This is a genomic window from Cyanobium sp. BA20m-p-22, assembly GCF_024346275.1.
GTDB lineage: Bacteria > Cyanobacteriota > Cyanobacteriia > PCC-6307 > Cyanobiaceae > Cyanobium_A.
Window position 1 is genome coordinate 1 of sequence record NZ_JAGQCQ010000033.1, and the last position, 18,111, is coordinate 18,111.

Consider the following 18,111-nt stretch of genomic DNA (forward strand, 5'->3'; position numbering starts at 1 on the left):
CAAGATCCTGAGAGCTGAAGCAGCTGTGCCGAGGCCCAAAGGCTTGGAAATTCAACGCTACTGGGCTGAACGTGGTTCCTTTCAGACACGGTTTTCGGAAATTAGCAATTGACGTCTACGATCTACAAAAGGATCAGGATCCTGAACGGATAAATCGTTCTTTAAGAGCTGAAATATTTCATGGTTATTCCCAAAATCAATTGAACCAAGGCCCATCAATGCAGCGTAACGCAGCTCCCAGCTTGCTGTGAGATCGGAAGATAAAAGCTGCTGCACACTTTTGCACCATATATCAGGAAAATGCTTATTCAATGTCAGACAAGCAGCCACTTTTGACTTGCTAAATTGCGGTCGCTTGCTGTGCATGGCTTCCAGCAGAAGCGACTCAATGGTGGAGGTGGCAGCGGAAGGCCAGTCGTCCAAACTGCCAAGAAGCTGAATGAAGAAATAGTGTGCACCATAATCATTGTAAGCATCCTCCTGCCATCGCTTCCAGAAAATAGGCCAAAGCTCCTCTGCTGGCCTATGCTTCAATGTGGACAATGCTAGGTAGCAACGGCTAAAGTCAGTACCAAAAAATTCCTCAAATAGAAATATCGTGGTGGGTTCAGTGTCGTAGCAGTGCGCCAAGACCAAAACTTCTGGCTGATCCCACATAAGCGAATCCAAACAAGTAAGCAGGTCGAGGCCTGCGTGTGCTTTGTCTTGGCCCGGCCAGAGTGTCCGCAGAGCGCGCAACCTAAACACAGGGGACACGGGCGCCTTGAGGATCGAGGGCAATAGATATGTAGCTCGACATTCAATTAAATCCTGAATTGCCGACTGCCGGTCCATTTGGTTCGGCAGGGTCAGGTGGTCTTCCAACTCTTTAAGGCGACTATTATCGCCACTAAGCTGTGCAACCCCGGCTAAAGCAGCCCCTCGAACCCCTGGATTCGCCTCATCTTGCAGCGATTGAAGCACGGGCAAGGCCGTGTGCACTTCTAACCCGGAAAGAGCCTGAATAAGAACCCTGCGGCTCTGGGCTGGATCATTGAGTAGCAGGCACATCTCCTGATGGAGTTCAACATCCTGGCAATTGAGCTGAAGAAGGGCCCAGGCGGCATTTTCAACGAGGTAGTGATCATTGCTCCTTAGGCAACGCCCAATGCTGGGGATGGCCCGTTGAACTCCAAGCCGGCCCAAAACTTCGACCGCTTTGCGGCGCGCAAGATTGACCGCCTGTTCGGACGAAGAAGTCTCGATTAGCCGCAATAAAGCCTCCTCCGTTTTATTGCCAGGAAAATTTACGAGATGTGCGACCGCCATGTAGTAATCGCTAGCAGAATCGAGCGAGTCAAGAGATTGCTCAAGAATGGCGAGCGCACCGTGGTGGCTGAGGCCTGGATGAATATTGTCATAACTGTTGCTGGAGCTGGCCAAAATACTATCCTCAGAGGTCAAAGTAGTCGAAGCTGCGGAGCTCAAGCAAGAGCTGATTCCAACTCTGATAGCCGGCGGGGCAACACCGCTGAAAGTTTAAGAGTTATGTATCTTGATCCAATCCAGCCAGGAAGCGATCAACATGAAGCAGTTTAAGTTAGAGGCACAATGGGTCCCTATCAATGTGGTGCACTTCTGCTTGTTACTAGCATCAAATCCGAAACACCCCAGAGGGCTGTTCAGAAGCTCCGGGTTCCGCCCCATATGCTGAGCCACACTTTGCAGCAACTCCACCAGAACGGGATCCCTGTTACATCAGTGAGCCTGTTTGAGGCGGCCACCTCGGCTTCCGGAGTGGCGGCCAGAGTGGCCATGGAACTTGGCGAGCCACCCAAGCCTGGCCAGCAATCAACTCGCCGCCGCCGCAAGTAGCCCAGCTCAGCCATGGAGCTCGAACACACCATCCGGAGAACGCCCCTGCTTGAGCAGTTCCCAGTTAATCGACTGAAGGAAAGCGGCAGCGTTCAGAGTCTCCACCACATCGACCCCCCAGTCACTCCTCTGCAGCAAAGCTCCAGAGGCGGCTTGATCGTCCTTGCGTCCACCCAAGGCCAACAGCTGGCACGCATCATCTGCAGCGCCTGCAGAGCAGCGGAGCTGACGCCAGGCCTGGAGTACAGCATTGGCCAGATCGATGGGCAGCAGATCCGCTTCCACCTGAACCAACCAGTGGGGGTGGCTCAGTGCCTGAACATGGACATCGGTGGGTAGGTGTGCAACAAGGCCAGCCGCCAGATCGGCGGAGTTCAGGCCTTTCAGGTTTTCGGAAACTACCTGAAGGTTGTGGGAGAGCAAAAAACGTGTCATGTCTTGGTCTTGTTAAGCCCACCATAGGAAAGCCATGGCTATCCCTGATAATTTTGCTTGATAGGAGGGTCCCTTGTCTACCGAGTTGTCCACTGCCCCCGCATCTGGGAACCAGCAACTGAGCGTGGAGGAAGCCAACATTCTGGCTGCAGAGCTTCGTTCCCAACTTCGCCAGGGGCTAGTTCCCGCCTCCGATAGCCCAGCAATTGAGCGCATGGTTGCTGGTCTCGGCGATACCAGAGGCTTAATGCGGCTCACCTTTGCCGAAAGCCTTGGAGCAGTGGGTTCAGCAGCAGTGCCAACACTCTGCCGTGCATTACGGTCTCACGACAACGTCACCGTTCGCCGCGCTGCAGCGAAAACTCTGACCCTGATTGCAGATCCCTCTGCCTTGCCCGTTTTACTCGAAACCCTTCTCTCAGATTCGGATCCCGTGGTGCAGGGATCAGCTGTCGGAGCGATGGCCGCAGTCGGCGACCAGGCTCTCGAGCCACTCCTCTCAGTGCTGGTTCATCCAGAAGCCTCAGCCATACAGCAAGGGCTGGCCAGCTGGGGGATCGCTTTTATCGGCGCCAGGGCTCCCGAGGCACTTCGCCAAGCAGCCAGCTCACCTGATGCCAGGATAAGAGCGGCAGCAATAGCAGCTCTCGGCGAACAGATCCAGGCTTTGGGGGATGACCAGGCGAGACAGCTGCTTCTAACCGCGCTGGATGACCTGGACTCCGAGGTGAGGGCAGAAGCTGCAACACTGATGGGCAAGCTGCAAGAGCCCGAATGGGCATGCCCGCGCCTGCTCCCGCTGCTAACCGACCCGGAAGAACAGGTCCGCAAAAACGCTGCTCTATCGCTGATGAAGCTAGGGGCCAAGGATGCATTGCCTGCCTTAAAAGCAAGTGTGGAGCAGGAAGAACAACCTGGTGTCAGGTTAGTGCTGGAACTAGCAATCAGTCAGCTGAGCAAGTGAGGTTGGCAATTGTCTCGCGTCAGCCCGGCTGAGGTTGGCGGGCTTGCAGGTCCCTAATTCGAGCGAGGGCTGATTCAAGCGTCTCGCGCACATAACTGTCTAGCTGTGGTTGCTTCTGCAGATCTCTAAGAGTCCGTTCAATTGCAGGATCATCAATCTGGGCAAGCGCATTGACAGCTGCTACCGCCTGGGCTGGATTATCTCCGCCCACCACTCTCAGCAACAGCGGCACCGCCTGCCCACCCACCTGCCCAAGGGCCATCACCGTAGCTACAGCCACAACCGGTGAGTCGTCGCCAAGTGCCTCCTCGAGGGCCTGCATCGCAGAATCGGGGAAATGTATCCCAGGCTGGTTTGAAGCCACCTGGGCATAGGCCTTCACGCAGCTCGCGCGGATAGTGCTGTCCGTGCTGGCCAGGAGTAGATCAGCTAAGGGCAGCAAGGCAGCGGCGCCAAAGGCGCCAATGCCCCGAACAGACGCCCTGCGTAAAGTTATGTCCGGCTGGGCCAACAAGCCCAGCAGGCGAGGAAGCGCCTGCTGGGGCCAATCCCTAACCATAGCCATAAAAGCCTGGCTTTGAATATAAGGATTAGGGTGGGCAAGGTCCTCAAACAAGATATCCAACGCTTCCATTTCTATCGAGGGGAGGGGGATGAGAGGGCTCATTTACTTAAAAAAAAGGAGGCCCTAAGGCCTCCCTGGTTTGTCCTCAACAATTAATCAGAAACTGATCAGGAGAGGGCGTTGATTGCGTAATCAAGGTACGACTTCAACTCATTGAGAGCTTGGGGGCTCATGTCACGAGGGGAGCAAGCCCGATCGCGGGTGAAGGTGAGCGCTTCCACGTAAGCAGCGGTAGGGAGACGCAGGGTGCGGTACACCTCACGGGCTCCGGCAATGCCCCACTCATCGAGAGGGCCAGTGCCGCCCACCACCAGGCAGTAGTTGATCAGACGCAGATAGTGAGCGATATCGCGGTAGCACTTGTCCACCTTGACCTGGTTCTCACCAGCTTCGCCGGCCTGCTTGAGGTAGGGGTACTTGCTGAAGCAGGCGTCACCGGCTTCCTTAGTCACTTTGTCCAGACCGGCAGCCAGCTTTTCAGCAGCTTCTAGACGAGCCGTAGCTCGCTGAATGTTGCCCTGAACAGCTTCTAGGTCGTTCTGGGAAGGGAAGCGACCAGCGGCATCAGCGGCGGTCACAACAGTGGTCACAACAGACTTCATCTTGGAGATCCTCGTTTAATAAAGAAGTAATGGTTGAGAAGAAAGCAATCTCTTCGGATGAATCAGCTGAGGCCGCTGATCACACGGTCAAAGTAGGTAGCAGCTTCAGCCACTAGAGCGGAGCAGTCGCCTTGAACGGTTTCCATCTTGCGGAAACGGGTTTCCACAGGGTTGGTGCCGCTGGTGTTTGTCTCGTTAATGTGAGCTGTGGAAGAAGCCTTCATGATGGCCACGGCGCGGGCGGCAGACTGAAGGGGAACGCCCAGAGCGATGTAGGTCTCCTTGAGGCCGTTCAGGCAGCGGTCGTCCAAAACCGAGGCGTCGCCGGCCAGCAGGGCGTAGCTGATGTAGCGGAGCACAATTTCACCGTCGCGCAGGCAGGCAGCCATGCGGCGGTTGGGATAGCAGTTGCCACCAGCCTGGATAAGGCCAGTGTTTTCGCAGATCATGCCGGTGACCGCATCTGAAACGATGCAGGAGGCGTTGCTGGTGATGGCGTTGACAGCGTCAAGACGCTTATTGCCTTCAGCAACATAGTTACGGAGAGCAGCGAGCTCACCGCCTCCAATCGGGGCAGTCTTCGAATCTGCGCTGACGACAGCGCGTGAAAAGGCGTCGAGCATGGGAAGGGGGCCAGGGGTTCTTGTGCTCAGCCAATTGACAGCCAGTGAAGATCGTTAGATCTGTTTAGGTCTGCATGGCTTAGCTGCCTCTCGGAGAAGGCGTAAGGGGAAACTACGGCTATCTCCAGCCTCAGGGCCCCCATCAACGCAATCATGCAAACTTTCGTCACCCATCGCGGACGCGCTTGAAAAGGGCGCGCTGGCAAAGGGTTTTGGCAAGGGGAAGGACGCACTCCCACCCAATCGGGGAACAAAGCGCTGGGAGATTTATCTTTTCTTCCATTTTCACCATGGATGCAGCACTGAGCGGGTATCACCGCAAATCGGGGCTGCGGTTGCTGCCGGCTGGAAGCGCTATGGCCCCGAGTGATGCAACTCCTGGAGACCCTGTGGGAGGCCAGCGACCATCGCTGCGGCAAACGCCTCGCGGCGGTGTTGCCCACGCTTGTGGAGGCTCTTGAGCGCCATGGTCACCTGAGGATTCGACCGGCTCGCTTTGCCCAGGGCGGTCAGGATCGGCGCCGCTGCTTGCGCAACGTCACCAGAGTGCCCATGGTTGGAGCAAATGTGTCCCGCTCCCCAGCCGCGATGACGAACCGCTCAGCCCAGCTGATCGGCTGCTGCGATGGGGGATGCATGGGCCGCATGGGCCGCCAACGCATCGAGAAGCTGCAGCAACAATGCGACCCGGCCGCCCTGCTGGGGGCGATCCGCCACAACCAAGCAGCCCTGGTGAACGGAGCAGCTGTTTTGGTGGATCGCAGCGGTCGACTCCGTATGCTGAGCTTCGCGCTATGCAACCCATGTCCGACGGCACCACCGCTCGCGCCGACACGTCTGCAATCAACGCATCCGATCCCAGCCGCCAGGAGTTGGAGGAGTCGATTGATCAGCTCGCGGCCTACCGCGATCGTCTTGTCAAAGACGTAATCGGAATGGGTCAGAGACTCAAGCTTCCTCAGAAGCAAGTGGAATTCACCCTGGCTCAGCATCCCGAATTGCAAAAGATAGAAGCAATTCTGGCTCAGCTTGAGGCCCAGAAGTCCGAACAGGTTTAACTTCCCATCCCCCTCTCAATGCCCGTGGCACCCATGGACCCAGCCCGAACTATGGACCAGTTCTTGGCGGCCAGTCGAGGGGTCTGGCTGACGCGACGGGCCGTACACCACCTCGACCACCAAGATGATGAATTCGGCAATTCCAACCTTGTTATCGAGCCCTTCTCCGCGCAGGATCCAGCCATCGAGCAGATATGCCTTACTCTAAAAATTAACCCTGAGCTAGCAGCAGGGGGGGCCCGTTTCTGGTGGGAAAGCAATCTAAAACCCCTGGCTAGAACAGAAGACCAAGCGGCTGTATTAATAGATATACCTCTGGCAGGAGATCCCTCTCAGGGTTTTCTGGTCCGTGACAAGGGATACGTGGAAAAGCAGCCCGTCCTCAGTCAATACACCTTTTCCTCCGATGGCGTCATGACTGTGACCACGCGCTATGACAGCAATGTCGGAACGGAGCGCTGCTGGTTCGTCACGGATCAGGTGCGCATGCGGGTGAGCTCGGTGCAGTGCCTCGATGGTGTGACGATGACCACCTACTGCACGGAGCTTCGTTGCCCCTCCGACGCAACTTTGCAGGCGCTTCGGGAAAGCGCCAATTCCCTGGCCGCCGGTTTCAGTTAACCCACCCTGCACCTGAGCGCTCCGAAATGTTTGACCCTTTTTTGCAAGAGCTCAATAGCAAGCTGGAACTGTCGGGAGCGCAGCCCGTTGCCCCACCCGAGGGGCTAGCTGAGTGTCGATCCCTGAAGAGGCAGAGCGTGATCCAAAGCTGGCTCTGGAATGTGCCGGGTTTCCGGCGCTGGAGGGTGACCAGGCTGGACGCAGGGGACAGCCTGCAGGTGTTGAATTCGGTGGCCTATCCCGAATTCAACAACGATCAGCCCCTGATGGGAATCGATCTCCTTTGGTTCGGCACCCGCGGAAAGCTAGTCGCAGTCCTTGATTTTCAGCCACTACTACAAGATCAAAATTATCTTGACGCCTATTATCAAGGTCTAAAGGATCTTATTTCTCGCCACCCGGATCTTCACGGTGCTGAAGCCATGCGTTCATTTGATCCAAACCAATATTTTTCTCCCTGGCTGCTGTTCTGCCGTGGGGGAGCTGAGGAGGCGCAGGAATCGTTGCCTAGGGCTTTCACTGCCTTTCTCGACTGCTACTGGCAGCTCAGTGCCGAAGCGGGCCAACGCACCTCCATAGTTACAGCAGAAAGGGTTAGGAGCCTGCAAGAGGCATACGATGTCTACAGCGCCGAAAGAGATCCGGCTCACGGCCTGTTTAGCAGCCATTTCGGTAAGGCCTGGTCGGATCGCTTCCTGCACGAGTTCCTCTTCCCCTCAAGCAAGCAGTAATGACAGCACCGCAAAGATGCAGTCTTGATCAGGTCAGAATCGCCAATTGGCGTTGGCAGCCCTTTCTTGATCATGCAGTCGAATTGCTTCAAGCATTGGAGCCAGCCGCCTACCCCGTGCCGGAGCAGTTTTTGCAAAAAATCGGATCCACCGGTTCGAAGGCACAGCCTGTAGTTGTGCAAACTGCAACCTGGGCCTGTCAAACCAACAAGCTTCGCCAGGTGAGGGCCGCCTGCGTGGAAGCGGGGCCAGCAGCGTCCGTGCTGAACCTAGTTATCAATCCCCACTGCCGTTTTGATCTGCCTTTCTTCGGAGCCGATTTGGTCACGCTGCCCTCAGGCCATCTGCTTGCCCTTGACCTGCAGCCAGTCGACCGCAGCGATTCCCTCCATACCCAACCTGTCTGGGATCGCTTGCTCCCAATTTTTAACAGCTGGAAACCTCACTTACCCGATGGCGGGCCTATTCCTGCCGAAGCGGAACCTTACTTTTCGCCTGCATTTCTCTGGACCCGCCTGCCTTTGGGAGCAGCCTCCGATGAGCTGATCGCCACCGTTATATTTCAAGCCTTTGCTGAGTACTTAAAACTTTATTTACAACTCGTGCATGAAGCGGCTCCCGTAGCAGATGATCGCTCAGCGATATTGCTCAATGGCCAACGGCGCTACACCTGCTACCGGGCAGAGAAAGACCCGGCGAGAGGGATGCTCAGCCGCTTTCATGGCGCAGAATGGACCGAAACATATATCCATGAGGTGTTGTTTGATCTGGATAGACACTACCCTAAGTAAAAAGGAAATCACAGCAAGCCGAGGGCATGAAGAGGCCCACTGCCCCTGATCAGCTCCACTAGAAAAGCGGAGAGTCCGAGCATAGCTAAGCGGCCATTCCACACTTCTGAGCTGTTGTTCCAGCCCCAAGACCACTTATCTTGGGGGTATAGCTTGACAGTGCTGGGCAGAGCGGCCGCCTGGTCAAGATTCACTTCGGGCCCTTCCAGGGCATGTTGAACGAGTCGCGCAAGCCCCTGGATGAACGCAGGGTTGGTGTCGAGCGCCGGAACACGGCGAAAATTAGTGATGCCCGACTCGAAAGCCAGCTTGCGGTACTCGATGTCGATCTCTTCGAGGGTCTCGATGTGTTCGCTCACAAAACTGATCGGCACAACTACCAGATCCTTCACACCCTGCCGTCCCAGCTCCTCCAATGCCTCGTCGGTGTAGGGCTTAAGCCACTCCACAGGGCCCACCCTGCTCTGGTACGCGAGGGTGAAAGAGTTGCTGTGGCCCAATGTGGCCTCCAGATTCTCGATGATCAGCCGGGCGCAGGTCTCGATCTCCCCTTGGTATGGATCTCCCGCTTCCTCCACGTAGCTCCTGGGCACGCCGTGGGCACTGAAGAACACGTGGGCGCTGGCAGGGTCTGGGCAGGCCTGGATCTCGCGCGCTATCAGCCCGGCCATGGCGCCGATGTAGCCCCGGTCATCGTAATAGCTGCGGATGCATCGGATCGGCAAAGCTGCAAAAACAGAATCAGACTGGCGAAGACGCTGAAGCTCCCTGAAGCTGGAGCCGCTGGTGCTAATCGAGAATTGGGGGTAAAGAGGCAGCACCACTACCTCATCCACGGCGTCGGCTTTGATGTCTGCCACCGCCGATTCGGTGAAGGGGTGCCAGTAGCGCATTGCCACGTAGGTGGTGGCCTCGATCCCAAGCAGGCGGAGGCTACTCTGCAACTCCCGCGCCTGCTGCCCAGTGATTCGCCGCAGTGGTGAGCCGCCCCCAATGGACCGATAAGCATCCTGCGACTTACTCGCCCGCAGGCTACTGATCAGCCAGGCCAGTGGTTTCTGCAGGGCCGGGTTGGGTAGCCGGATGATTTCAGGATCCGAGAACAGGTTGTAGAGAAAAGGGCCGACGTCCTGGATGCGCTCCGGACCCCCGAGGTTCAGCAGGAGCACGCCTACCTTGGCCATTGCTTGGCGATCATGGGGCCAAACAACACCTTAGGTCTACAACTGCTGGCAACTGCACTCGCTCGGTTGAATAAGAAACGTTTAGGGCCCTGCCCTCACATCGAAGTGGATCAAGACCCTCCCCCACCCCGGGGATCTTTCACCACCACCTCGCTGTGGGGTTGGCTGGAGCTCAGCCTTGGCGGCGGTTTTGCCCCCACTGGTACAGCTCCACCAGCAACAGCGGGGCGCTGCCTCCGGGCCACCATGAACTTTTCGCTGGGCCCCCTCTGATCACATGAAGTGAACTTCTTCAGCGTGCGGAGTCGTTCGATGCTGGTGGCTTGCGCTTTACTAGGCAGCAGCCGATGGGCCAATGCCTCTGGAAGCCATCGCAACCACACCAATTCGCTGCCAACAAGTTAAGCCTGACCCCGAATGCGAGGTTTCAGTTGCTGGAGGTGGTATTCAAGACTGGTCTCGAGCTGGCATCAGCAACAAAACCCGCGTGCTGCGCGGGGGAAACGCATCATCAGATCAGCAGTTACCGTCAATCTGCGGCGAATGGTTTGTCAAGAATGAATAGATGGTCTGTTTGCAGATAATTTAATCTGCAGCCTGCCGGAAGCTTGCCAAAGTATCCATTTAAGATCCAATTCGACTGCTTACCAGATTATCAAAACTTTGCGCAGCTGGCAGTATGGTTTGACCCTAATCACAACCCCTTGGGCTGGATAGAGCGCCGCCATCAGCCCAGCATGCAGGGATGAGCAAAGCTGAAGCCAAGCTGTTTCAGCTTCGCATTGCTAACCCGCGCATTGAGGATTCGATCGCTGGTGTCTCTGGTCAACCACTTGGCTAGTGGCAGGCCAGCGCGCTCACACAGCCGATCTGTGAGCTCCTGGCCGTTGCACTGGGTGTCGTTGACCAGGTTGTACGTGTCATCAAGACCTTGGTCAAAGGCAAAGTTGATGCCCCGAACGATGTCGTCGCGGTGAATCCAGCACGGCACATTCAGGCCATTGCGCTGCACCAGGCCGCCAGCGGCACTGAGCAACATGCCCGGAATATCGCGGCCAGGCCCGTATATGCCACCGAGGCGCAACACGCAGACCTTAATAGACTCTGAACGAACCGAAGCAACCATCTGCTCTGCCCTCACGAGCACGGAATTCACGGGATGATTCGAATCGGTTGGATCGCCCTCACTTGTGAGCGCTCCCTGCCGATTGCCATACACGCCACAGCTGCTGAGGTGCACAAGCTGCAGGGGCGAGCCGACAGGCCGCCTGCTTAGCGTTTCGATCAGCCGTTGCAGGCCGCCAAGAAAGGTCTGCTCGTATTGGCTCAGCTCAACACTGGAACTCTTCGACGGAGCGAAGGACACCAAAATGCCTTCGAGATCTGCTGCGAAATCCAGGCTGCTGAAGGGATCCGTGGAATCAAAAACCAACGGGTTCTCGACTAGGCCTGCCAGCTCTACCAAGCGTTCACGCCGGGTTGTAGTCCCCCAAAGTGCATGCCCCTGCTGCTTCCAGGATTTGGCAACCGCTTCGCCCACATAGCCGCAACCCAGGATCGCGCGACGCTCACCCGAGGGCAGGATGGGGCGCTCCTGGAGCGACAGCCGCTGGTAGAGGGAGGCCAGGTCTGGGGTAGAAGTCATCGTGCAAAACCCAACCATGAAGTTTTGCAACCTTAGGGCGGCCGGATGGGGGGTTGCGTTGTTGTGGCTACGGATCGGGGCCCCCCGGCTTCCTGTTCGGTTCTTATGGGAGCCTGGACTGTCGCCTTAAGCCCATGCCCGTCTATTGCGTCGAAGTGCCTGGGCTACCGCCCCTGTCCGTCAGTTGCGTCGGCTGCAGCGGGGATGCTTTGCAACTGGCACTGCGGGAGCAGGGACTGGCCAACTTCCGTGTGGAGCGGCGGAGCAAGGACGGTCGCCAGTGGTGGTTTCAGGTCAACTTCAAGCCAGGCAGCATCGACCCAGCTACTACAGAAGAGCTCACCAGGCTGGTGAGCGTTGATCTCATCGAGGACTGATAGTTCCGAACCAGGCGCCGCTGATCTTCAGGCCGCCACCACATCGGTGCTGCCGGCCCGCTGGCGGCGAGTGAGGAAGCCAAAGAGCACCTTGCCGATGGCGGCGATAAGGCTGCCCTCCAGCTCCTGGAACATCTTCATGTTCAGATGGAAGGCGTGGTTGGCCTCCTCCACAATCCGATTGGCCATGGCCTGGTCGAGCGGCAGGGCATCAAGGGTGGCGCGGTAGTTGATCTTGAAGGCCTTCTCGTCGGGGATAGCGTCGAACTCATAAAAACGCAGGCCATCGTGCTCGCCCAGATTCATCGCCTTCTGGGCGATGTTCTTGAGGATCTGACCGCCGCTCAGATCGCCGATATATCGGGTGTAGTGGTGACCCACCAGCAGCTCGGGGGTCTCCTTGGCCAACTGATGCAAGCGAGCCGCATACTCCTGGGCGGCAGGCGTGGCCTTCACTGCACTGCGCCAGCTTTCACCGAAGTAATAGGCGAGATCCTGCTCGAGGGTTTCGCAGCGGTTCAGCTCCGGGAAGCCCACCGGGCCGACCACCGGATGCCCCTCGGCCCGCAGGCGCCCGATCTCCTCTTCCATGGCGGAGTAGACGAAATAAAGGTCGGCCACCAGGGTGCGGTAGCTGGCCTTATCCACCACCCCCTTGAGGAAGCAGCTCACGAAGCCGGTGTTCTCCGCCATCGTGTGGGCTTTTTTGGTGCCTTCACGCAGTTGGGAGGCGAGAGCAACAGCCATAGGTACCAGTCTCAAGAACATGTGTGCCGGCAGCAACTTAGTGGGGGCACCCTGAATTGGTTTGCCCCTTTGCGAAGAGTTCACGACTGGCCTGGTAGGGCCGCCATTCGCATTGGTCCTGCGGCTGAGTCGATGCTTTGTAAGTCCCTTTTATGTGATTGCGGTGCCTGCCTGGCTGACTCCCACTCATTGAGAGCCGGGCTTCAGCGGACCTGCCGGAATAATGCCCAAACTGAAATTTCGAACCAGCCCCGGGGCTGGCAACATCACCAGGAGCCCGTGTCTCGCGACAGCACCCATGGTCGACGCCGACGCCAGCCCCCCCCAGGCAGGCGAACCCATCAGTGAACAAGAAGCCCTGCGCCGGCTCCGCCAGAGCGAAGACTCCTCCCAGCAGTACTACGGAGCCTGGTGGCTGGGCCGGATGCGCAGCCAGCACCCGGAGGCGGTGCCCCTGTTGCAACAAGCCCTGCGCCAACGCCGGCCTAGGGATAGCGGAGACGGCGTGGAGGAGAACGCGGTAGCCCGCAATGCCGCCCGCGCCCTCGGCAAACTGGCTCCAGCAGCGCAAACGGCCATCCCCGACCTACTCGACACCCTGCAGGATGCCGACGACGGACTACGGGAAGCGGCAGCCCGAGCCCTGGGTCAACTCGCGGCCAGCGAAGCCATTGACGCTCTCTGCGAGAAGCTAGCCAGCGGCCCCGCCGGGGCCGGCGCCCAGCAGGCCAACAGCCCCCGCCTGGTGGAACCCTGCGAAGCCCTGCTGGAAGCCCTGGGCGACATCGGCGTCAACGAGCCGCGGGTGCTGGCCGTGGTGAAACCCTTCCTCGAACACGAGCGCCCCCTGATCCGCAGTGCTGCGGCGCGGACCCTGCTGCAATTGAGCGGTGAGGCGCGCTGGGGGGAGCTGCTTGTGGACCTACTTGACCATCCCCAGCTGCAGGTGCGGCGGGCAGCCCTGATGGATCTTGGTGCCGCAGGCTGGCGGCCCGGATTTCAAGCCATTGCCGCCACCCTGGCCGAGAACAGTCTGAAATTGATGGCCCTGCGGGGGCTGGTGGAAGAGGGCAACGGCGACCCCGGCGACGAGGCCCTGCTGGCCTGCATGGACGCCTTGCTGTGAGCCAGGTATCTCCGGTGGCAGACCAGATTACCGCCTTGCAACAGGCCGACAGCGCCCAAGACCTGCTGCGTGCAACCCAGGAACTGGCCGCTAGCGCCGATGCCAGCGCAGCGCCGGTGCTGGTGGAAGTGTTGGGCTTCAACAACCCCGGTGCGGCAGTAGCCGCCGTGGAGGGGCTGATCAGCCTGGGGACAGCGGCTGTGGATGCCCTATTGCAGCTCGACCCAGAAAACTACGGGGCCCGGGCCTGGGCCGTGAGGGCCCTCGCCGGCATCGGCGATGTGCGCGGGCTAGAGCTGCTTCTCGATGCCCTCGGCAGCGACGTAGCTGCCAGCGTGCGCCGGGCTGCCGCCAAGGGACTTGGCCAGATGCAGCTGGCCGAGCTCCCCCCTGACCAACAGCAGGTCGTCCAGCGCCAGTGCCTTGGAGCCCTACTGGCCGCCACCAGCGACGGCGAGTGGGTGGTGCGCTACGCGGTGGCAGTGGGGCTGGAGTTGCTGGCAGCTGGCCTTCCACCCCGCCTACCGGAATGGCAGCAGGCCCGAGCTGGGCTGGTCACCCTGCTGGCTGCGGCCGCAGACAACGCTCCTGTGGTGCAACGGCGCGCGCACCTGGCGCTCCTGCGTCTGGAGCAGCAATGAAGCGGGTGCTGTTTGTCTGCCTGGGCAATATCTGTCGCTCCCCCGCCGCCGAAGGGGTGTTCGTACACCACCTGATCCAGGCTGGAGCGGCGGACCGTTTCCTGGTGGATTCGGCCGGTACGGGGAGCTGGCATGTGGGCAGGGCCGCCGATCCACGCATGCGCGCAGCCGCCAGCCGCCGCGGTATTGCCCTCACCAGCCGGGCCCGCCAGCTGGAGCTAGCAGACCTCGAGCGCTTTGATCACATCCTCACCATGGATGCCACCAACCTGGACCACGTGCAAACCCTGGCCCAGGAGCACAGGGGCGAGCCTGGGGGCCAGGCCCGCATCGAACCCCTGGTGCGCTACTGCAGCCGATTCAAGGTTCTGGAGGTGCCCGATCCCTATTACGGCAGCGCCGATGGGTTTGAGCACGTGCTCGACCTGCTGGACGACGCCTGCGCCGGCCTGCTGCAGGCCCTAGACGTCTAAGCGACTAAACCACTAGGCGCCGTCAGCGGCCGGCCAGGCCTCCTCAGGAACCCGCTGGCGGAACAGGTCCACCAGGGCCTGGATCACCGCCTCGATGGCCATGCCGTCCGTGACGAGCTCCACCGCATCCTCGGCCTGACGCAGCGGCGCCACCTCCCGGCTCGAATCCTGGTGATCGCGGGCAGCTATCTGGGCCTCCAGCTCAGCCAGCGGGGGCACCGCAAAACCCCGCTGCTGCAGGTCTTGGGCGCGGCGGCGGGCCCGCTCACCAACGGTGGCCGTGAGAAACACCTTGAGCTCCGCAGCGGGGAAAACGGCGGTGCCGATGTCGCGGCCCTCGGCCACCAGCCCCCCCTTGCGCCCCATGGCCTGCTGCTGGGCCGTCAGGGCCTGGCGCACCCAGCCATGGGCTGCCACCGCCGACACCTGGGCCGTGACCTCCGGGCTGCGGATCGCCTCGGTCACGTCGTGGCCGTTGATGCTCACCAGCTGCTGGCCATCGGCGCCGGCACTGAGCTGCAGATCCAGGCCATCCAAAAGGGGCTCCACTGCCGCCGCATTGGCCGGGTCGGCACCCTGGCGCAGCACCCACCAGGTGAGGGCCCGATACATCGCGCCCGTATCTAGATAGACAAGACCCATGCGCCTGGCGAAGGCCCGGGTGACGGTGCTCTTGCCCGCCCCCGCTGGTCCATCAATGGCGACGATCGGCAGACGGGACATCAGCAAACAATGGTCGATCAGGCGGCTGGGACCGCAGTGCACCGCGGCGGCGAGCAGGGCCAGGCCCTGCACTTGCTGCAGTGGCTCCAGGCTATGGGGCGCCACCAACTCCGCATACTCCACCTCCAGGCCGGCCGCCTCCAACTGCTGGATCAACTGGGCGGTCAGCGCCTGGGCCCGATGGGTTCCAGTGCGCACCTGGGCCGCTGCCGCGGCCAGGGCCAGCGGCAGCGCCGCGGCCTGCTGGCGCTGGGAGGGGGAAAGGCGCCGGTTGCGGGAACTGCAGGCCAGTCCATCGGCCTCCCGCACGGTCGGGCACCCCCGTATCCGCACCGGCAGGCCCAGATCCGCCACCACCCGCCGCAGGATCACCAGTTGCTGCCAATCCTTTTCGCCGAGCAGCAGGCAATCGGGGCGCACCAGGCTCAGCAGGCGGGTAACCACGGTGGCCACCCCCTCAAAGTGCTGGGGCCGGTGGCGGCCGCAGAGGCCCTCACTCAGAAACTGGGGGGGCAAGATCCGGGTCAGGCCGGTATCGCCCCGGGGATAGAACTCGGCCAAGCTGGGGGCAAACAGCGCGGTGGCACCAGCTGCGGCGGCCAGGGCCGCATCGGCGCTGAGCTCGCGGGGATAGGCCTGGAAGTCTTCCCCGGGGCCAAATTGAAGGGGATTGACGAAGATGCTCACCAGCACCGCTGGAGCCGCGCCAGCCAAGGGCTGGGCAGCCCGGATGATCAGCTGCCGGTGCCCCCCATGCAGGGCCCCCATGGTGGGAACGAAATGGACCGGGCCAAGCTGCTGGCGCCGCCAGGCGGCCAGGTCTTCGCGGGTGTGGAGCAGAAGCACGGGGAGACGGCGAACCGGCAATAAAAAACCCACCCGCCAGATTGGCGGATGGGCGAGGGGCTCATGGCCGCTCAGCTCAGCTCACTGGAGTACGTCAAGACGTACCTGGGCGATGCCGCTGGCCGTGAGACCGAGGCTGTGGGCGGCGCCATGGGCCAAGTCGATGACCCGGTTGCCATGGAAGGGACCGCGATCGTTGATGCGCACCACGGTGGTGCGGCCATTCCACAGGTTGGTGACCTTCACCTTGGTGCCGAAGGGAAGGGTGCGGTGGGCAGCGGTCATGTTGCCGGGGCGCAAGACCTCACCGTTGGCGGTGCGGTTTCCGTAGAAACCTGGCCCATACCAGCTGGCTTGCCCGTTGGAGCTGTGGAGAACCCGGGGAGCCGGCTTGGCTGCCGGGGCAAGGCGGGTCGGAGGAGCCTGCTTGATGATCCCTTGATCGGGCACAACATCTGAGCCGGCCTCCCGGATGGCTACCTCTGGAGTGGGTTCAGGGGCAGCTGAGCTGGAAGCAGCAACGACAGCAACCTCGTTTTGGGTTGCGGCGAAACTGGATTCAGCGATGGCGGGAACCAAGGCACTACCTGGAAGAAGTAGGGCAAGGGCCCCGAGAGAAAAGGTGCATCGCATAACAAACGAAACCCGTTGCCGAAGCAACAATCACCAGCCAGAGGCAATTCAGTGATTCGTCAGCGTTGGATCCGCTCCCAAACTGAATGGAGTTGGGTTGCGAATTCGCCTTCGGAGTTCCTTAAGAAAATTGGGGACGGGGAAAAGGTAACCCGATTCCGCCGGGGCTTCGCTGAGGAATCCCATCCGCAAAACCGATCAGAATTTGTCATCAAATGCCCCAGCCCAGGCCCTGCCAGGGCTCAGCGGGTTCGACAATGCGTGCGGAGATCAGCAGCCCAAATGACCATGATAAGCGCAGCTGATGGGAACGTGTGCCGATCGGCGGGTCGTCCACGGGCTGGGCTGGGGCGGCGTAAGAGGATCAGGCACCAGCGCCCGATGGGCCTCGATCGCATGGATTACCGCACGGCAGGGGTGGACGTGGCCGCAGGCAGGGCATTTGTGGATCGGATTCGAGCCAGCGTGGAGACCACCCGTCGCCCCGAAGTTGTGGGCGGGCTGGGAGGGTTCGGCGGCTTCTGCCGACTGCCGGCCGGCCTGCGGCAGCCCTTGCTGGTGGCAGGCACCGATGGGGTTGGCACCAAACTCGAACTGGCCCAAGCCCATGGGCGGCACCACGACGTGGGCATCGACCTGGTGGCGATGTGCGTCAACGACGTGATCACCAGCGGCGCAGAGCCCCTGTTTTTTCTTGATTACATGGCCACAGGCAAGCTCAGCCCCGCAGCCATGGCCGAAGTGGTGGAAGGCATCGCCGCGGCTTGCCAGCAGAGCGGCTGCGCCCTGCTGGGCGGTGAAACCGCTGAAATGCCCGGCTTCTACGGCCCAGGCAGCTACGACCTGGCGGGCTTCTGCCTGGCCGTGGTGGAAGCTGACGCCGTGATCGATGGCAGTGCAGTGAAGGGCGGAGATCGCATCCTCGCTGTCGCCAGCAGCGGCGTTCACAGCAATGGTTTCAGCCTGGTGCGATCCATCCTCAGGGATCAGGGGGTCGATGGGCACACCCTTCTGCCCGGCAGCGACCTAACCCTGATTGAGGCCCTCCTCACCCCCACCCGCCTCTACGGCGCCCTGGTGAAACACCTACTGGCCAGTGGCCTGCCGATCCACGGCATGGCCCACATCACTGGGGGGGGGCTGCCAGAGAACCTGCCCCGCTGCCTTCCCGCAGGGGTGCATGCGGTGATAGACCCCAGCAGCTGGGAGCGGCCACCCCTATTCACCTGGCTGCAGCAAGCAGGCGGGGTGCCCGAGGCCGATCTCTGGAACACCTTTAACCTTGGGGTGGGCTACTGCCTGGTGGTGCCAGCCGCTGCCGCCGCTGCAGCCCTTGCGGTGTGCCAGGAGGCTGGCTATCAGGCGTGGCTGCTGGGAGAAGTCGCCAGCGGCGAAGCAGGCGCCCAGCCCCT

General features: G+C 60.3%; 20 protein-coding genes. 10 read left to right on the forward strand and 10 right to left on the reverse strand.

Features of this window, described 5'->3' with window-relative positions:
- Window positions 1-81: 81 nt before the first annotated feature.
- Both KBZ15_RS04585 and KBZ15_RS04590 read right to left on the reverse strand, forming a co-directional pair.
- Window positions 82-1,443: a HEAT repeat domain-containing protein gene (locus KBZ15_RS04585; protein WP_255013753.1), complete on the reverse strand. Its 1,362-nt coding sequence runs from the start codon at window positions 1,441-1,443 to the stop codon at window positions 82-84.
- 417 nt (window positions 1,444-1,860) lie between these two features.
- The gene (locus KBZ15_RS04590) at window positions 1,861-2,289 is read right to left on the reverse strand and encodes a DUF2656 family protein (RefSeq protein ID WP_255013754.1); all 429 of its coding nucleotides are present in this window, start codon (window positions 2,287-2,289) and stop codon (window positions 1,861-1,863) included.
- Between the two features lie 124 nt (window positions 2,290-2,413).
- On the opposite strand from KBZ15_RS04590, the gene KBZ15_RS04595 reads away from it, so the two are divergent.
- Window positions 2,414-3,253, forward strand: a complete 840-nt coding sequence (locus KBZ15_RS04595; protein ID WP_255013755.1) for a HEAT repeat domain-containing protein — start codon at window positions 2,414-2,416, stop codon at window positions 3,251-3,253.
- 19 nt (window positions 3,254-3,272) lie between these two features.
- Here KBZ15_RS04595 and KBZ15_RS04600 read toward each other — a convergent pair whose 3' ends face one another.
- From KBZ15_RS04600 to cpeB, 3 genes are all read right to left on the reverse strand, one after another.
- Window positions 3,273-3,887, reverse strand: coding sequence for a HEAT repeat domain-containing protein (locus tag KBZ15_RS04600; RefSeq protein WP_255013756.1), 615 nt, complete (start codon window positions 3,885-3,887; stop codon window positions 3,273-3,275).
- 98 nt (window positions 3,888-3,985) lie between these two features.
- Window positions 3,986-4,480, reverse strand: a complete 495-nt coding sequence (gene cpeA / locus KBZ15_RS04605) for a class 1 C-phycoerythrin subunit alpha (RefSeq protein ID WP_106632843.1) — start codon at window positions 4,478-4,480, stop codon at window positions 3,986-3,988.
- A 62-nt stretch (window positions 4,481-4,542) separates the two neighbouring features.
- Entirely contained in the window at window positions 4,543-5,103 is a 561-nt protein-coding gene (cpeB, locus tag KBZ15_RS04610; protein WP_197148055.1) for a class 1 C-phycoerythrin subunit beta, read from the reverse strand.
- Window positions 5,104-5,906: 803 nt separating this feature from the next.
- On the opposite strand from cpeB, the gene KBZ15_RS04615 reads away from it, so the two are divergent.
- Genes KBZ15_RS04615 through KBZ15_RS04630 form a run of 4 tightly spaced genes read left to right on the forward strand, consistent with a single transcriptional unit; the run spans window position 5,907 to window position 8,304 of the window.
- On the forward strand, window positions 5,907-6,161 hold the full coding sequence (locus KBZ15_RS04615; RefSeq protein ID WP_255013758.1) for a hypothetical protein: 255 nt from the start codon (window positions 5,907-5,909) through the stop codon (window positions 6,159-6,161).
- Between the two features lie 51 nt (window positions 6,162-6,212).
- Window positions 6,213-6,782, forward strand: a complete 570-nt coding sequence (locus KBZ15_RS04620; RefSeq protein ID WP_255013759.1) for a phycobiliprotein lyase — start codon at window positions 6,213-6,215, stop codon at window positions 6,780-6,782.
- 26 nt (window positions 6,783-6,808) lie between these two features.
- Window positions 6,809-7,513 (forward strand): 15,16-dihydrobiliverdin:ferredoxin oxidoreductase, encoded by a 705-nt coding sequence (locus KBZ15_RS04625; RefSeq protein WP_255013760.1) that lies wholly within the window; start codon window positions 6,809-6,811, stop codon window positions 7,511-7,513.
- Complete coding sequence (locus KBZ15_RS04630; RefSeq protein WP_255013761.1) at window positions 7,513-8,304, forward strand: phycoerythrobilin:ferredoxin oxidoreductase; 792 nt, start codon at window positions 7,513-7,515, stop codon at window positions 8,302-8,304. The genes KBZ15_RS04625 and KBZ15_RS04630 overlap by 1 nt, the downstream gene beginning before the upstream one ends.
- 8 nt (window positions 8,305-8,312) lie before the next feature.
- On the opposite strand, the gene hemH is transcribed toward KBZ15_RS04630, so the two are convergent.
- The gene (gene hemH / locus KBZ15_RS04635; RefSeq protein ID WP_255013763.1) at window positions 8,313-9,488 is read right to left on the reverse strand and encodes a ferrochelatase; all 1,176 of its coding nucleotides are present in this window, start codon (window positions 9,486-9,488) and stop codon (window positions 8,313-8,315) included.
- 727 nt (window positions 9,489-10,215) lie between these two features.
- Window positions 10,216-11,133: an NAD-dependent epimerase/dehydratase family protein gene (locus KBZ15_RS04640; RefSeq protein ID WP_255013764.1), complete on the reverse strand. Its 918-nt coding sequence runs from the start codon at window positions 11,131-11,133 to the stop codon at window positions 10,216-10,218.
- A gap of 134 nt (window positions 11,134-11,267) precedes the next feature.
- On the opposite strand from KBZ15_RS04640, the gene KBZ15_RS04645 reads away from it, so the two are divergent.
- On the forward strand, window positions 11,268-11,510 hold the full coding sequence (locus tag KBZ15_RS04645) for a hypothetical protein (protein ID WP_254931797.1): 243 nt from the start codon (window positions 11,268-11,270) through the stop codon (window positions 11,508-11,510).
- Window positions 11,511-11,537: 27 nt separating this feature from the next.
- Here KBZ15_RS04645 and KBZ15_RS04650 read toward each other — a convergent pair whose 3' ends face one another.
- Window positions 11,538-12,257 (reverse strand): heme oxygenase (biliverdin-producing), encoded by a 720-nt coding sequence (locus tag KBZ15_RS04650; RefSeq protein ID WP_255013765.1) that lies wholly within the window; start codon window positions 12,255-12,257, stop codon window positions 11,538-11,540.
- Window positions 12,258-12,555: 298 nt separating this feature from the next.
- Between KBZ15_RS04650 and KBZ15_RS04655 the strand changes: the two genes are divergently transcribed.
- Genes KBZ15_RS04655 through KBZ15_RS04665 form a run of 3 tightly spaced genes read left to right on the forward strand, consistent with a single transcriptional unit; the run spans window position 12,556 to window position 14,497 of the window.
- Window positions 12,556-13,383, forward strand: coding sequence for a HEAT repeat domain-containing protein (locus KBZ15_RS04655; RefSeq protein WP_255013766.1), 828 nt, complete (start codon window positions 12,556-12,558; stop codon window positions 13,381-13,383).
- A 14-nt stretch (window positions 13,384-13,397) separates the two neighbouring features.
- The gene (locus KBZ15_RS04660) at window positions 13,398-14,024 is read left to right on the forward strand and encodes a HEAT repeat domain-containing protein (protein WP_255013767.1); all 627 of its coding nucleotides are present in this window, start codon (window positions 13,398-13,400) and stop codon (window positions 14,022-14,024) included.
- Window positions 14,021-14,497 (forward strand): low molecular weight protein-tyrosine-phosphatase, encoded by a 477-nt coding sequence (locus KBZ15_RS04665; protein ID WP_255013768.1) that lies wholly within the window; start codon window positions 14,021-14,023, stop codon window positions 14,495-14,497. The genes KBZ15_RS04660 and KBZ15_RS04665 overlap by 4 nt, the downstream gene beginning before the upstream one ends.
- 12 nt (window positions 14,498-14,509) lie before the next feature.
- Here KBZ15_RS04665 and KBZ15_RS04670 read toward each other — a convergent pair whose 3' ends face one another.
- Both KBZ15_RS04670 and KBZ15_RS04675 read right to left on the reverse strand, forming a co-directional pair.
- Window positions 14,510-16,087, reverse strand: a complete 1,578-nt coding sequence (locus KBZ15_RS04670) for a bifunctional pantoate--beta-alanine ligase/(d)CMP kinase (protein ID WP_255013770.1) — start codon at window positions 16,085-16,087, stop codon at window positions 14,510-14,512.
- A 60-nt stretch (window positions 16,088-16,147) separates the two neighbouring features.
- Window positions 16,148-16,699 carry a septal ring lytic transglycosylase RlpA family protein gene (locus KBZ15_RS04675; protein WP_255013772.1) on the reverse strand — a complete coding sequence of 184 codons (552 nt, stop codon included), beginning with the start codon at window positions 16,697-16,699 and terminating at the stop codon, window positions 16,148-16,150.
- Between the two features lie 396 nt (window positions 16,700-17,095).
- On the opposite strand from KBZ15_RS04675, the gene purM reads away from it, so the two are divergent.
- Window positions 17,096-18,111, forward strand: a 1,016-nt coding sequence (gene purM / locus KBZ15_RS04680; RefSeq protein WP_255013773.1) for a phosphoribosylformylglycinamidine cyclo-ligase, incomplete at its 3' end; no start/stop codon positions are given.

Coding starts and splice junctions, on each gene's coding strand:
- KBZ15_RS04590 (WP_255013754.1), bottom strand. CDS start 2,289: ATGACACGTTTTTTGCTCTCCCACAACCTTCAGGTAGTTTCCGAAAAC.
- KBZ15_RS04600 (WP_255013756.1), bottom strand. CDS start 3,887: ATGGAAGCGTTGGATATCTTGTTTGAGGACCTTGCCCACCCTAATCCT.
- cpeA (WP_106632843.1), bottom strand. CDS start 4,480: ATGAAGTCTGTTGTGACCACTGTTGTGACCGCCGCTGATGCCGCTGGT.
- cpeB (WP_197148055.1), bottom strand. CDS start 5,103: ATGCTCGACGCCTTTTCACGCGCTGTCGTCAGCGCAGATTCGAAGACT.
- KBZ15_RS04615 (WP_255013758.1), top strand. CDS start 5,907: ATGTCCGACGGCACCACCGCTCGCGCCGACACGTCTGCAATCAACGCA.
- KBZ15_RS04620 (WP_255013759.1), top strand. CDS start 6,213: ATGGACCAGTTCTTGGCGGCCAGTCGAGGGGTCTGGCTGACGCGACGG.
- KBZ15_RS04625 (WP_255013760.1), top strand. CDS start 6,809: ATGTTTGACCCTTTTTTGCAAGAGCTCAATAGCAAGCTGGAACTGTCG.
- KBZ15_RS04630 (WP_255013761.1), top strand. CDS start 7,513: ATGACAGCACCGCAAAGATGCAGTCTTGATCAGGTCAGAATCGCCAAT.
- hemH (WP_255013763.1), bottom strand. CDS start 9,488: ATGGCCAAGGTAGGCGTGCTCCTGCTGAACCTCGGGGGTCCGGAGCGC.
- KBZ15_RS04640 (WP_255013764.1), bottom strand. CDS start 11,133: ATGACTTCTACCCCAGACCTGGCCTCCCTCTACCAGCGGCTGTCGCTC.
- KBZ15_RS04645 (WP_254931797.1), top strand. CDS start 11,268: ATGCCCGTCTATTGCGTCGAAGTGCCTGGGCTACCGCCCCTGTCCGTC.
- KBZ15_RS04650 (WP_255013765.1), bottom strand. CDS start 12,257: ATGGCTGTTGCTCTCGCCTCCCAACTGCGTGAAGGCACCAAAAAAGCC.
- KBZ15_RS04655 (WP_255013766.1), top strand. CDS start 12,556: ATGGTCGACGCCGACGCCAGCCCCCCCCAGGCAGGCGAACCCATCAGT.
- KBZ15_RS04665 (WP_255013768.1), top strand. CDS start 14,021: ATGAAGCGGGTGCTGTTTGTCTGCCTGGGCAATATCTGTCGCTCCCCC.
- KBZ15_RS04675 (WP_255013772.1), bottom strand. CDS start 16,699: ATGCGATGCACCTTTTCTCTCGGGGCCCTTGCCCTACTTCTTCCAGGT.